Source organism: Pseudomonas sp. ASL4, assembly GCF_056680395.1.
In genome coordinates, this window is sequence record NZ_CM155280.1 from 1,112,825 (window position 1) to 1,125,050 (window position 12,226).

Genomic DNA, 12,226 nt, shown 5'->3' on the forward strand with positions numbered 1-12,226 from the left:
CATGCAAAAGATTCTGGTCAGCCGCTGCCTGTTGGGCCACCGCGTGCGCTACGACGGTGGGGCCAGTGGGCCGTTTGATTTGCTGGATCAGTGGGTCGCCGAAGGCCGGGTCGTGCCGTTGTGCCCGGAAATGGCCGGCGGGTTGCCGACGCCAAGGGCTGCGGCGGAGATTCCGGGCGGGCAGGGTGGTGACGTGCTGGATGGCCGTGCGCCGGTGATCACTACCGAGGGTGACGACGTCAGCGCGGCGTTTCTTTCGGGGGCTTATCAAGCGTTGGAGCTGGTGCAGAAGCACGGCATCCGGATTGCCGTTTTGAAGGCTAATAGTCCGTCGTGCGGGAATTTGCTGACCTATGACGGGAGCTTCAGTGGGGTGAAGGTCAGTGGCGAAGGGGTGACGACGGCGTTGCTTAAGCGCCATGGAGTCCAAGTGTTCAGCGAACTTGAGTTGCCGCAAGCCGCAGTGGCATTAATCGCGCAAGACTGACGACTTACACAAAACCCCTGTGGGAGCGGGCTTGCTCGCGAAAGCGGTGGATCAGTCAGCATCATCATTGAATGACACACCGCATTCGCGAGCAAGCCCGCTCCAACATTGGACCTCCAGCACTTGATCTATTGCGGGTTAATCAGGGTTTGGGCTCTACGCTCGTATCCGCCCCAAACCACTTCTGCGTCAACGCCTCCAACCGACCATCCGCCTTGATCCGCTGCAACGCGTTGTCGAGGCTGGCGTGGAATGCCGGGTTTCCTTTCTGGAACGGAATCGCCAGGCTCACTGGCTGGCTCGCCTTGGGCGCCTCTTCCTTCAGCGACTGCACCAGCAGCATCGAGCGCGGCGCTTCTTCTTTCTGTGTGATCAATTGCGCATCGGTGTGGCTGTAAGGTTCGCTGAAGTCGAAACGATCCTTCAGATTCGCGGTCACTGCTATGTGGTTGATGGCGACGTCGTACTTGCCGGTTTCAACGCCTGGCAGCAGATCGTTTGACTCAGTGACAACGAAGTCGGCCCGCACATCCAGTTCATTGGCCAGCAACTGACCCAGCTCGACTTCAAACCCTGTGAGTTTGCCGTCGTCCTTGAAATTGAATGGCGGTGTATTGGCTTCCAGGGCAATGCGCAATTCGCCACGGTCGTTAACGTCATCAATCAGTTCGGCATGAGCCAAAGGGCTCAAAAGGGGTAGCAGGCAGATCAGGCCAGGCAAAAAACGCATGGTCACTCCTTTGAATTCATTATCGCGTCGCTCTGGTTCAGGCGCGCTTTGCTATGGTTATTGAGGTCCTTCGACAACGAATAGCCGTGAAGTTGTCACGGCCAAGCGGATTTTACGAAAAAACTGGAGAAGAGAATGCAAACATTCATGTCACGTGCTGTTTTGGCGGCCCTTTTGCTGGGCGCTTCGATGATGGCCAGCGCAGCTACCCCGGCCCCGCAAGGTGCCGCAGTGAACATCGGCTCGCCAACCAGCGGCGAAACTGTTGGCAAGACGTTCAAGGTCAAGTTTGAAGTCAAAGGCGTTGCTCTGGCTCCGGCGGGTGACGCCACTGCGAACACCGGCCACCACCACCTGCTGATCGACGCCAAGGAGGTCATTCCTGCCGGTTCGGTGATCCCGTCAGATGCCAATCATGTGCACTTCGGCAAGGCCCAGACTGAAACCGAGGTGACATTGACCCCAGGCCAGCACACGTTGCAACTCGAACTGGGCGACAAGAACCACATGGCTTTCGATCCGCCAATCGTCTCGGAAAAGATCACCGTGACGGTGAAGTAACTTTTCCGCAGGCATGAAAAAGGGAACCCGAGGGTTCCCTTTTTTTGTCGCTCAAGCAGTTATCAGAACAGTACACGGCAACGAATGGTGCCGTTGATGTGCTGCAGTTTCTCTTGGGCGATTTCCGAGTAGTCGGCGTCTACGTCGATAACCACGTAGCCGACTTTCTCGTTGGTCTGCAGGAACTGACCGGAGATGTTGATACCGTTTTCGGCGAAGACCTTGTTGATCTCGCTCATCACACCCGGAATGTTCTGGTGGATGTGCAGCAGACGGTGCTTGCCAGGGTGAGCCGGCAGGGCCACTTCCGGGAAGTTCACCGACGATACGGACGTACCGTTGTCGCTGTACTTGACCAGTTTTTCTGCCACTTCCAGACCGATGTTGGCTTGCGCTTCAGCGGTGGAACCACCGATGTGCGGGGTCAGGATCACGTTGTCCAGGCCACGCAGCGGGCTCTCGAACTCTTCGTCGTTGGAGCGAGGCTCCACCGGGAATACGTCGATGGCCGCGCCGATCAGGTGCTTGTCCTTGATCGCGTCCGCCAGGGCGTCCAGTTCGACCACGGTGCCGCGAGCGGCGTTGATCAGGATGCCGCCCTTCTTGATAGCGCGGATTTCCTTCTCGCCGATCATCCACTGGGTGGCTGCGGTTTCCGGTACGTGCAGGGTGACGATGTCGGACATGCCCAGCAGCTCGGTCAGGTTACCGACCTGAGTCGCGTTGCCCAATGGCAGCTTGGTCACGGTGTCGTAGAAGAACACCTGCATGCCCAGGCCTTCAGCCAGGACCGACAGTTGCGTACCGATCGAGCCGTAACCGACGATGCCGAGCTTCTTGCCACGGATCTCGAAGGAATTGGCCGCGCTCTTGATCCAGCCGCCACGGTGGCAGGAAGCGTTCTTCTCAGGGATGCCGCGCAGCAACAGGATCGCTTCGGCCAGCACCAGCTCGGCAACGGAGCGAGTGTTGGAGTACGGGGCGTTGAACACGGCGATACCGCGTTCGCGGGCAGCGTTCAGGTCAACCTGGTTGGTGCCGATGCAGAAACACCCTACAGCCACGAGCTTCTTCGCGTGATCGAAGATCTCTTCGGTCAGTTGAGTGCGAGAGCGAATGCCGATGAAGTGCGCATCAGCGATCTTTTCCTTCAGCTGGGCTTCCGGCAGAGAACCTGTAAGGTACTCGATGCTGGTGTAGCCAGCCGACTTGAGAACGTCGACAGCCGATTGGTGGACGCCTTCGAGAAGAAGGAACTTGATCTTGCTCTTATCGAGAGAAGTCTTGCTCATCTGCGTAAACCTGTATCCCGGAGAAAATTGGCAGGAAGTAGCCAGCAGATGCTGACCCGGACGGCAACAATGCCGTCACCGCAGAATAGCCTTTGGGCACTACCCTGCGGGGTCGGTATGCTAGCATACGCACCCCGCTAAACACTCATTCCTGCGACGTGAAGCGTTCTCAGGATGACCATGAATTGTTCGAGAGTTCTGTCGATGACCAATCCTTCCCTGATTGAAGAGCTGAAGACCCTGGTTGAGCCTGGCAAGGTCCTGACCGACGCCGACTCCCTGAATGCTTACGGTAAGGATTGGACCAAGCATTTCGCCCCCGCGCCCACCGCCATCGTGTTCCCCAAGACCACCGAGCAGGTCCAGGCCATTGTCCGTTGGGCCAATGAGCACAAGGTCGCGCTGGTGCCGTCCGGTGGGCGCACCGGGTTGTCCGCCGCTGCCGTGGCGGCCAATGGCGAAGTGGTCGTCTCGTTCGACTACATGAACCAGATTCTCGAGGTAAACCTCACCGACCGTACGGCCGTTTGTCAGCCGGGTGTGGTCACTGAGCAGTTGCAGAACAAGGCCGAAGAACACGGGTTGTACTACCCGGTGGACTTCGCTTCGGCAGGTTCGAGCCAGATTGGCGGTAATATCGGCACCAATGCCGGCGGGATCAAGGTTATTCGCTACGGCATGACCCGCAACTGGGTGGCCGGCATGAAAGTCGTCACCGGCAAGGGCGATCTGCTGGAACTGAATCGCGACCTGATCAAGAACGCCACCGGCTACGACCTGCGCCAGCTGTTCATCGGCGCCGAAGGCACCCTCGGTTTTGTGGTCGAAGCGACCATGCGTCTGGACCGTGCGCCGAAAAACCTCACCGCGATGGTCCTCGGCACCACCGATTTCGACTCGATCATGCCGGTACTGCACGCGTTCCAGAGCAAACTGGACCTGACCGCGTTCGAATTCTTCTCCGACAAAGCCCTGGCCAAGGTCATGGGCCGCGGCGATGTGCCGGCACCGTTCGAAACCGATTGCCCGTTCTACGCGCTGCTGGAATTCGAAGCGACCACCGAAGAAGTGGCCAACCATGCCCTGGAAACTTTCGAACATTGCGTCGAGCAGGGCTGGGTGCTGGACGGCGTGATGAGCCAGAGCGAAACCCAGTTGCAGAACCTCTGGAAGCTGCGCGAATACATCTCCGAAACGATCTCCCACTGGACGCCGTACAAGAACGACATTTCGGTCACCGTATCGAAAGTCCCGGCGTTCCTGAAGGAAATCGACGCGATCGTCGGCGAACATTACCCGGACTTCGAAATCGTCTGGTTCGGCCATATCGGCGACGGCAACCTGCACTTGAACATTCTCAAGCCGGATAACCTGAGCAAGGACGAGTTCTTTGCCAAGTGCGCTACGGTGAACAAGTGGGTATTCGAAACCGTCGAGAAGTACAACGGTTCGATTTCCGCCGAGCACGGCGTGGGCATGACCAAGCGTGACTACTTGACCTACAGCCGTTCCCCGGTTGAGATCGAGTACATGAAAGCCGTCAAGGCTGTGTTCGACCCGAACGGCATCATGAACCCGGGCAAGATCTTCGCGGTGTGATCCGCGAGTTTTAAGAATCCACGAGCAGGAGTCGGTAATGAGCTATCAGCACCAGTATGTCGACGGTACGCGTATTCACTTCCCGCTCGGGAAAGTGGTGTGCATCGGCCGCAACTACGCCGAACACGCTAAGGAACTGGACAATCCGGTGCCTACCGAGCCGTTGCTGTTCATCAAGCCGGGCAGTTGCGTGGTACCGCTGGAAGGCGGTTTTGCCATTCCGACCGAGCGTGGCTCGGTGCACTACGAAGCGGAAATCGCTGTGTTGATCGGCAAGCCGCTGTCGACCAAGCCGAGCCGTGAAGAAGTGCTCGACGCGATCTCCGGTTTCGCTCCGGCCCTGGACCTGACCCTGCGGGACAAACAGGCCGAGCTGAAATCCAAGGGCTTGCCGTGGGAAGTCGCCAAGTCCTTCGACGGCGCGGCGGTGATTGCCCCATTCGTGTCTGGCAGCACCTTTGCCGACCTGACCGATATCGGCATTCGCCTGACCATCAACGGCGAAGTGCGCCAGGATGGCAACAGCAAGGACATGCTCAACCCGATCGTGCCGATGATTCAGTACATGGCTGGCTGCTTCTCGCTGCAGGCGGGTGACGTGATTCTGACCGGCACCCCGGTGGGTGTTGGCCCGCTGAATGTCGGTGACGACCTGGTGCTGGAACTGGCCGGTGCGAGCAGCTTCACCAGCAGCGTCCGCTAACTGCAACACCGCTGAACCCCTGTGGGAGCGGGCTTGCTCGCGAAAGCGGTGTGTCATTCAACGACGATGTTGACTGATCCACCGCTTTCGCGAGCAAGCCCGCTCCCACATTGGTTTTGTGATCCTGCCCGCAAACTGCATCTGCCCACACAAGGCTTTCCAGCCATTTTCCGTTTTTTTCACATCCTGTCTGGAAAATCCGGGACTCTTGGCGGCTGAGCCTGCCCGTTTGTGCTATTACCTCTAGCCTGAATTTTGGAACGCATCCCCTGATGGCAACGCAACCGCTCCCGCCCCTGCAAACTCCTCGTCGTCCACGATTCCTCATGCGCTGGTATTACTGGCTGTTGCTGGCTGCGGCGGCGGGCTATGGCCTCGCGTTCGCGATGCATTGGGACAACCGCGCTGTGCATTGGGTCAAGGAGAGCTTCGAAAGCCCGGCCGAACGCCAGCAAAGTGTCTGGCTGCCGGATTATCGGGCGGTGATCGACGCCAAACTGCTGCCGGGCATGGAAAAGGACGAAGCTTCGGACCTGTCCTACGACCCGCAGACAAAAACCCTGTTTTCGGTCATGGGCAAGAACCCGTTCCTGGTCGAGTTGACGTTGCAGGGCGATGTGCTGCGCAAGATGCCGCTGGTGGGTTGGGTCAATCCGGAAGGTGTGACGGTCATGGGCAACGGTCTGCTGGCCATCACCGATGAGCGAGAGCACATGCTGTCCATCATCAAGGTCGATGCCACTACCCGCGAACTGAACCGCGACAACTTCCCGAAATACGATCTGGGCCCGTCAAAAGACCAGAACAAGGCCTTCGAAGCCGTTGCCTGGGACCCGCGCAATCAGCAGCTTTTGCTGGGTGAAGAGCGTCCGCCAGCACTGTTCCGCTGGAAGAGCGACGGCAGCCAGAGCCTTAAGGGCGACAAAGAGAAACTGATTAATAACGATCTGGACATCCGTAACCTGTCGGCCTTGACCATCGACCCGCGCACTGGTCACACCCTGGTGCTGTCCGCCGACTCGCACCTGCTGATTGAGTTGGACGAGAAGGGCGATCAGGTCAGCTTCATGACCCTGCTGGGCGGTTTCAACGGCTTGAAGAAGACCATTCCCCGCGCCGAGGGCGTGGCCATGGACGAAGCGGGCACGCTGTACATGGTCAGTGAGCCGAACCTGTTCTATCGCTTCGAAAAGCAAAAGTAACCACATTCCCCCCGCCCTGCGGGAAACACCTGTAGGAGTCCGGCTTGCCGGCGAAGGCGTCCTTGAGATCGCCATCGCGAGCAAGCTCGCTCCCACGGTTGTGGTTCAAGGCTACTGGCCATTAAGCTTGAATTCAGACGGCCGTGATATTTCATCCGCCCGCCCTGTTTTCGAGCTTGCCTGAATGCGTCGACTTGCCCGCCCCAAACCCCTGATTTTGATTCTGTCGGTGATTGCGCTGAGCGTGCTCGTCGCGGTGGGCCAGTACTTGCGTCTGTTCGAACGTGCCTGGTTCAACCTTCAGACGGTCTGGCTGCCGGAAAATGCCCAGTCGATTGGCCTCGACCAGTATCAAGTCGTGGTCGAGGCGCACGTCATTGACGGGTTGAACGACGACGTCTCGGCACTGACCTACGATCCTGTGCGCAAAAGCCTGTTCACCGTGACCAACAAAAACGCCGAGCTGATCGAGCTGTCCCTGGACGGCAAGCTCCTGCGGCGGGTGGCGCTGATCGGCTTCGGTGACCCGGAGGCGGTGGAGTTCATCAGCGCCGATACCTACGTGGTGACCGATGAGCGCCAGCAGCGGCTGATCAAGATTCATCTGGAGAAGGGCACGACGTTCCTCGATGCCGCGGACGCCGAGCAAATGACCCTTGGCGTGCACATGAGCGGCAACAAGGGCTTTGAAGGGTTGGCTTATGACTCGGTGGGCAAGCGGCTGTTTGTCGCCAAGGAGCGCGACCCGATGCTGATCTACGAAGTGCAGGGTTTCCCGCATTACAACCCGGAGAAATCCTACGCTGTACACGTCGTCAACAACCCCAAGCGCGATGCCGGGATGTTTGTGCGAGACCTGTCGAGCCTGCAATACGATGAGCGCAGCGGCCACTTGATGGCGCTGTCCGATGAGTCACGGCTGATTCTGGAATTGGATATCGACGGCCGGCCGCTGAGTACGATGTCACTGAACAGTGGGCGCCAGGGCCTGCAAAAGACCGTGCCGCAGGCGGAAGGGATCGCGATGGACGACGACGGCACCTTGTACCTCGTCAGCGAACCGAACCTGTTCTACACCTTCAAAAAACCGACAAAACCCTAACAATCACCACAAACCCAATGTGGGAGCGGGCTTGCTCGCGAAAGCGGTTTGTCAGTCGACATCTCTATCGACTGACACGGCCTCTTCGCGAGCAAGCCCGCTCCCACATTGGGATCTGTGTATGGCTTATTCAGCGCGCAGGGTTTTTACGCCTTCGCTCGTGCCCAACAACAGCAAATCTGCCGGACGCGCCGCGAACAAACCGTTGGTCACCACGCCGACGATCGCATTGATCTGCGTTTCCAGCTCTACCGGGTTGGTGATTTGCATGTTGAACACGTCGAGGATGATGTTGCCGTTGTCAGTCAGCACGCCCTCACGGTAAACCGGGTCGCCGCCCAGTTTCACCAGCTCGCGGGCCACGTGGCTGCGGGCCATCGGGATCACTTCCACCGGCAGCGGGAACGCGCCGAGTACCGGCACCAGTTTGCTGCCATCGGCGATGCAGATGAAGGTCTTGGCCACGGCCGCAACGATCTTCTCGCGGGTCAGGGCGGCGCCGCCACCCTTGATCAGGTTCAGGTGTTCGTCGCTTTCGTCGGCGCCGTCGACGTAGAACTCCAGGTCGCTGACGGTGTTCAGCTCATACACCGGAATGCCGTGGCCCTTGAGGCGGGCGGCGGTGGCTTCGGAACTGGCGACCGCGCCATCGAAAGCGCCCTTGTGCTTGGCCAGTGCATCAATGAAGCAGTTGGCGGTGGAGCCGGTGCCGACACCGACGACGCTCTTGTCGTCGAGTTTCGGAAGGATGAAGTCGACGGCGGCCTGAGCCACTGCCTGTTTGAGTTGATCCTGGGTCATGCGGGCTCCGAAGCGGGCAAGGAGGGAACGGAAAGGCCGGCATTATAGGCTTCGGGGCGGTGAAGGTCATTGCCCGATTGGCGGGATGGAGATGAGGCGGTCGGCGCAGATCCCTGTGGCGAGGGAGCTTGCCCCCGTTGGAGTGCGAAGCGCTCCCCAGCATTCTTCCAGGTACATCAAATTAGTAGGTTTTACGACTGCTTCGCAGCCGAACGGGGGCAAGCCCCCTCGCCACAATGGATCGACGGTGTCCCCGAAGGTTAAAACCACCTGTTTAGTGTGGTCGCTCAGGTAAAAGCCGGGTTAGACTCCTTGGCCCTGCCCAACCCGCTCAGTGATGCTTTCCGATGCTCGAACAGTACGTCAAAAAGATCCTCACCTCGCGCGTTTATGACGTTGCCGTAGAAACCCCATTGCAGACTGCTCGCCAGCTCTCCGAGCGGCTGGGCAACAATATTTGGCTCAAGCGCGAAGACTTGCAGCCGGTGTTTTCGTTCAAAATTCGCGGCGCCTACAACAAGCTGACCCAACTGAGCGATGAAGAACGCGCTCGTGGTGTGGTCACCGCATCGGCGGGCAACCACGCGCAAGGCCTGGCCCTGGCGGCCAAGGTGTTGGGCGTCAAAGCGACCATCGTCATGCCCAAGACCACTCCCGAAATCAAAGTCGAAGGCGTGCGTTCCCGTGGCGGCAAAGTGGTGCTGCACGGTGATTCGTTCCCGGAGGCCCTGGCCTACTCGCTGAAACTGGTCGACGAAAAAGGCTACGTCTACATCCACCCGTACGACGATCCCCACACCATTGCCGGGCAGGGCACGGTGGCGATGGAGATTCTGCGCCAGCACCCTGGTCGTCTGGATGCGATTTTCGTCCCGGTGGGCGGCGGCGGCTTGATCGCCGGTATCGCGGCCTACGTGAAATACCTGCGCCCTGAAATCAAAATCATCGGCGTCGAGCCGGATGACTCCAACTGCTTGCAAGCCGCTATGGCCGCTGGCGAGCGGGTGATTCTGCCGACTGTGGGCATCTTTGCCGACGGCGTGGCGGTGGCCCAGATCGGTAAGCACACCTTCGATATCTGCAAAGACTACGTCGATGATGTGATCACCGTCAGTACCGATGAAATCTGCGCGGCGATCAAGGATATCTACGACGATACCCGCTCGATCACCGAGCCTGCCGGCGCGCTTGGCGTGGCCGGGATCAAGAAATACGTCGAGCTGAACGGCGTCACCGGGCACACCTTCGTGGCCATCGACTCCGGCGCCAACGTCAACTTCGACCGCCTGCGCCACGTTGCCGAACGCGCCGAACTGGGCGAGGGCCGAGAAGCCATCATCGCCGTGACCATCCCCGAGAAGCCGGGCAGCTTCAAGGCGTTCTGCGAGGCGATTGGCAAGCGCCAGATCACCGAATTCAACTACCGCTACAACACCGGCAGCGAAGCGCACATCTTCGTCGGTGTGCAGACGCACCCGGAAACCGATCCGCGCAGTGCGCTGATCGCCAGCCTGAGCGAGCAGGGCTTCCCGGTACTCGACCTGACCGACAACGAACTGGCCAAGTTGCACATCCGCCACATGGTTGGTGGTCGCGCGGCGCATGTGGTTGATGAAGTGATTCTGCGGTTCGAATTCCCGGAGCGTCCGGGAGCGCTGTTCAACTTCCTCAACAAACTGGGCGGGCGCTGGAACATCTCGATGTTCCACTACCGCAACCACGGAGCGGCGGATGGCCGTGTGGTCGCCGGCCTGCAAGTCCCGCATGACGAACGTCATCTGGTGCCGGCAGCGCTGGAAGAAATCGGTTACCCGTACTGGGACGAAAGCGACAACCCGGCCTATAAGCTGTTTCTCGGCTGAGCGGCTACGCTGATGGGCAAGTCATAAGGAAATCGAACAATGGAAACGTTAACCGCCCTGAAAATGGCTCATATGGTGGCAACGGTGTTGCTGCTGGCCAGTGCCTTGGGTCTGGCGATCTGGGTCGGGCTTGCACGGCGCAAGGGCGACGCAACGGCGGGAAGTCGCACGTTGCAGCGGCCCCGGGTGTTCGTTTGGCTGCTGATGGGCCTGGCGTTGCTGAGCATGCCGTTCACGGGGTGGTGGATGGTGCATCTGGTGGGTTGGCCGCTGGGGCAGACCTGGATTCTGGCGTCGAGCGTGCTCTACACCGTGGCGGCGCTGGCGTGGTTCTGGCTGCTGGTGCGCCTCAACAAACTGCGCAAGGCGCCGGGTGGCGTGGGTAAATTTACCTTTGCCTTGGCGTTGTTCAGTTTTGTCTGCTTTATCGCGATTGCGGGGTTGATGGGCGCCAAGCCGGTTTAAGGCGTTGGGCCGCGTTGACCCCATCGCGAGCAAGCTCGCTCCCACAGGGGATTTGTGTCGATCACAACATTGTGGCCTTTCACAAATCCTGTGGGAGCGAGCTTGCCCGCGAAGGCGATGTCAGTCGCGCAGAGTCATCACCGGCCAACCACGCTTCTCGGCCTCGGCCCGCAGATTCGGATCAGGGTCCACAGCAACCGGATTCGTCACCTGCTCCAACAACGGCAAATCATTCATCGAATCGCTATAGAAATAGCTGTCTTCCAATGAATACCCCGTCTCTTCCAACCAACGATTCAACCGTGTCACCTTGCCCTCACGGAAGCACGGAATGTCGGTACTGCGCCCGCTATAACGGCCATCGACCATTTCGCACTCAGTGGCGATCAGGGTTTCGACACCCAGGCGCAGGGCAATCGGCCCGGTAACGAAGCGGTTGGTGGCGGTGATGATCACCAGTTTGTCGCCGGCTTCGCGGTGTTTGGCCAGCAGTTCGATGGCCTTGGGCAATACGATCGGTTCGATGCAGTCGCGCATGTAATCCGAATGCCACTGATCCAGCGTGGCCATCTCGGTGCGGCCAAGGATTTCCAGGCAAAAGTTCAGGTACTCGGCGTTATCCAGCTTGCCCGCCAAGTAGTCCTGATAGAACTCGTCGTTGCGTGCCTTGTACGTCACGGCGTCGAGAAAGCCGCGTTCGCATAGGTAATCGCCCCAGGCGTGGTCACTGTCGCCGCCCAAAAGCGTGTTGTCCAAGTCGAATAAAGCCAGCCGCATTGCAGTTACTCGCTGAAAAGTCTGTAGAAAGGCCCCCAGAATACGTACTTTTCACAAGAGTGCACATAAGGTGGGCCGGCTCGTTGCTGCCTTCACAACCTTTGTGGAACAATGCGGCGACATGCGTTTGCGAGGTTGTTGCCGTGATCGACCCCGATGGTTTCCGCCCCAATGTCGGGATCATTCTCACGAATGATGCTGGCCAGGTGCTATGGGCTCGCCGTATCAATCAAGATGCCTGGCAGTTTCCACAGGGCGGGATCAACCCCCAGGAGACGCCGGAAGACGCCTTGTACCGCGAGTTGAACGAAGAAGTGGGTCTGGAGCGCGAAGATGTTGAAATTCTCGCCTGCACCCGGGGCTGGTTGCGCTATCGTTTGCCGCAACGTCTGGTCCGTACCCACAGCCAACCGCTGTGCATCGGCCAGAAGCAGAAATGGTTTCTCCTGCGCCTGATCTCCAACGAGCAGCGGGTGCGGATGGATTTGACCGGTAAACCGGAATTCGATGGCTGGCGCTGGGTCAGTTATTGGTATCCGTTGGGCCAGGTGGTGACATTCAAGCGCGAGGTGTATCGACGCGCTCTCAAAGAGCTTGCCCCGCGCCTTTTAACGCGCGACTGACGACGGAGTTCGACCCCGAGCC

At 59.1% G+C, this 12,226-nt stretch carries 13 protein-coding genes; 9 read left to right on the top strand and 4 right to left on the bottom strand.

Annotated elements, in window-relative coordinates:
• Position 1: 1 nt before the first annotated feature.
• The gene (locus AC1MEW_RS04910) at positions 2-487 is read left to right on the top strand and encodes a 2-thiouracil desulfurase family protein (RefSeq protein ID WP_480425566.1); all 486 of its coding nucleotides are present in this window, start codon (positions 2-4) and stop codon (positions 485-487) included.
• A gap of 142 nt (positions 488-629) precedes the next feature.
• Here the strand turns inward: AC1MEW_RS04910 and AC1MEW_RS04915 are convergent, their stop codons facing one another.
• Positions 630-1,217 carry a transporter substrate-binding domain-containing protein gene (locus tag AC1MEW_RS04915; protein ID WP_201256775.1) on the bottom strand — a complete coding sequence of 196 codons (588 nt, stop codon included), beginning with the start codon at positions 1,215-1,217 and terminating at the stop codon, positions 630-632.
• Positions 1,218-1,352: 135 nt separating this feature from the next.
• Here AC1MEW_RS04915 and AC1MEW_RS04920 point away from each other — a divergent pair, with 135 nt between their 5' ends.
• Entirely contained in the window at positions 1,353-1,778 is a 426-nt protein-coding gene (locus tag AC1MEW_RS04920) for a DUF4399 domain-containing protein (RefSeq protein WP_201198660.1), read from the top strand.
• A 62-nt stretch (positions 1,779-1,840) separates the two neighbouring features.
• Here the strand turns inward: AC1MEW_RS04920 and serA are convergent, their stop codons facing one another.
• Positions 1,841-3,070 carry a phosphoglycerate dehydrogenase gene (serA, locus tag AC1MEW_RS04925; protein ID WP_201198657.1) on the bottom strand — a complete coding sequence of 410 codons (1,230 nt, stop codon included), beginning with the start codon at positions 3,068-3,070 and terminating at the stop codon, positions 1,841-1,843.
• A gap of 204 nt (positions 3,071-3,274) precedes the next feature.
• On the opposite strand from serA, the gene AC1MEW_RS04930 reads away from it, so the two are divergent.
• The 4 genes from AC1MEW_RS04930 to AC1MEW_RS04945 all read left to right on the top strand — a co-directional run bounded on the left by AC1MEW_RS04930 (position 3,275) and on the right by AC1MEW_RS04945 (position 7,676).
• Positions 3,275-4,669, top strand: coding sequence for an FAD-binding oxidoreductase (locus AC1MEW_RS04930; protein ID WP_201198655.1), 1,395 nt, complete (start codon positions 3,275-3,277; stop codon positions 4,667-4,669).
• A 37-nt stretch (positions 4,670-4,706) separates the two neighbouring features.
• Positions 4,707-5,372, top strand: a complete 666-nt coding sequence (locus AC1MEW_RS04935; RefSeq protein WP_201198653.1) for a fumarylacetoacetate hydrolase family protein — start codon at positions 4,707-4,709, stop codon at positions 5,370-5,372.
• A 272-nt stretch (positions 5,373-5,644) separates the two neighbouring features.
• The gene (locus tag AC1MEW_RS04940) at positions 5,645-6,574 is read left to right on the top strand and encodes an SdiA-regulated domain-containing protein (protein ID WP_201198651.1); all 930 of its coding nucleotides are present in this window, start codon (positions 5,645-5,647) and stop codon (positions 6,572-6,574) included.
• A 184-nt stretch (positions 6,575-6,758) separates the two neighbouring features.
• Complete coding sequence (locus AC1MEW_RS04945) at positions 6,759-7,676, top strand: SdiA-regulated domain-containing protein (RefSeq protein WP_480425568.1); 918 nt, start codon at positions 6,759-6,761, stop codon at positions 7,674-7,676.
• A 126-nt stretch (positions 7,677-7,802) separates the two neighbouring features.
• Here the strand turns inward: AC1MEW_RS04945 and rpiA are convergent, their stop codons facing one another.
• Positions 7,803-8,477, bottom strand: a complete 675-nt coding sequence (rpiA, locus tag AC1MEW_RS04950; RefSeq protein ID WP_123404076.1) for a ribose-5-phosphate isomerase RpiA — start codon at positions 8,475-8,477, stop codon at positions 7,803-7,805.
• Between the two features lie 347 nt (positions 8,478-8,824).
• Between rpiA and ilvA the strand changes: the two genes are divergently transcribed.
• A complete protein-coding gene (gene ilvA / locus AC1MEW_RS04955; RefSeq protein WP_201198645.1) occupies positions 8,825-10,339 on the top strand; it encodes a threonine ammonia-lyase, biosynthetic in 1,515 nt (504 codons plus the stop codon).
• A 39-nt stretch (positions 10,340-10,378) separates the two neighbouring features.
• Entirely contained in the window at positions 10,379-10,804 is a 426-nt protein-coding gene (locus tag AC1MEW_RS04960; RefSeq protein ID WP_201198643.1) for a DUF2269 family protein, read from the top strand.
• Positions 10,805-10,924: 120 nt separating this feature from the next.
• On the opposite strand, the gene AC1MEW_RS04965 is transcribed toward AC1MEW_RS04960, so the two are convergent.
• A complete protein-coding gene (locus AC1MEW_RS04965; protein ID WP_480425571.1) occupies positions 10,925-11,581 on the bottom strand; it encodes a histidinol-phosphatase in 657 nt (218 codons plus the stop codon).
• 143 nt (positions 11,582-11,724) lie between these two features.
• On the opposite strand from AC1MEW_RS04965, the gene AC1MEW_RS04970 reads away from it, so the two are divergent.
• Positions 11,725-12,204 carry an RNA pyrophosphohydrolase gene (locus AC1MEW_RS04970; RefSeq protein ID WP_007945562.1) on the top strand — a complete coding sequence of 160 codons (480 nt, stop codon included), beginning with the start codon at positions 11,725-11,727 and terminating at the stop codon, positions 12,202-12,204.
• Positions 12,205-12,226 lie beyond the last annotated feature (22 nt).

Bases quoted from the DNA above. Each gene is read 5' to 3' on its own strand.
- AC1MEW_RS04935 (WP_201198653.1), top strand. From the start codon at position 4,707: ATGAGCTATCAGCACCAGTATGTCGACGGTACGCGTATTCACTTCCCG.
- AC1MEW_RS04960 (WP_201198643.1), top strand. From the start codon at position 10,379: ATGGAAACGTTAACCGCCCTGAAAATGGCTCATATGGTGGCAACGGTG.
- AC1MEW_RS04940 (WP_201198651.1), top strand. From the start codon at position 5,645: ATGGCAACGCAACCGCTCCCGCCCCTGCAAACTCCTCGTCGTCCACGA.
- AC1MEW_RS04910 (WP_480425566.1), top strand. From the start codon at position 2: ATGCAAAAGATTCTGGTCAGCCGCTGCCTGTTGGGCCACCGCGTGCGC.
- AC1MEW_RS04930 (WP_201198655.1), top strand. From the start codon at position 3,275: ATGACCAATCCTTCCCTGATTGAAGAGCTGAAGACCCTGGTTGAGCCT.
- AC1MEW_RS04965 (WP_480425571.1), bottom strand. From the start codon at position 11,581: ATGCGGCTGGCTTTATTCGACTTGGACAACACGCTTTTGGGCGGCGAC.
- AC1MEW_RS04915 (WP_201256775.1), bottom strand. From the start codon at position 1,217: ATGCGTTTTTTGCCTGGCCTGATCTGCCTGCTACCCCTTTTGAGCCCT.
- ilvA (WP_201198645.1), top strand. From the start codon at position 8,825: ATGCTCGAACAGTACGTCAAAAAGATCCTCACCTCGCGCGTTTATGAC.
- serA (WP_201198657.1), bottom strand. From the start codon at position 3,070: ATGAGCAAGACTTCTCTCGATAAGAGCAAGATCAAGTTCCTTCTTCTC.
- AC1MEW_RS04945 (WP_480425568.1), top strand. From the start codon at position 6,759: ATGCGTCGACTTGCCCGCCCCAAACCCCTGATTTTGATTCTGTCGGTG.
- rpiA (WP_123404076.1), bottom strand. From the start codon at position 8,477: ATGACCCAGGATCAACTCAAACAGGCAGTGGCTCAGGCCGCCGTCGAC.
- AC1MEW_RS04920 (WP_201198660.1), top strand. From the start codon at position 1,353: ATGCAAACATTCATGTCACGTGCTGTTTTGGCGGCCCTTTTGCTGGGC.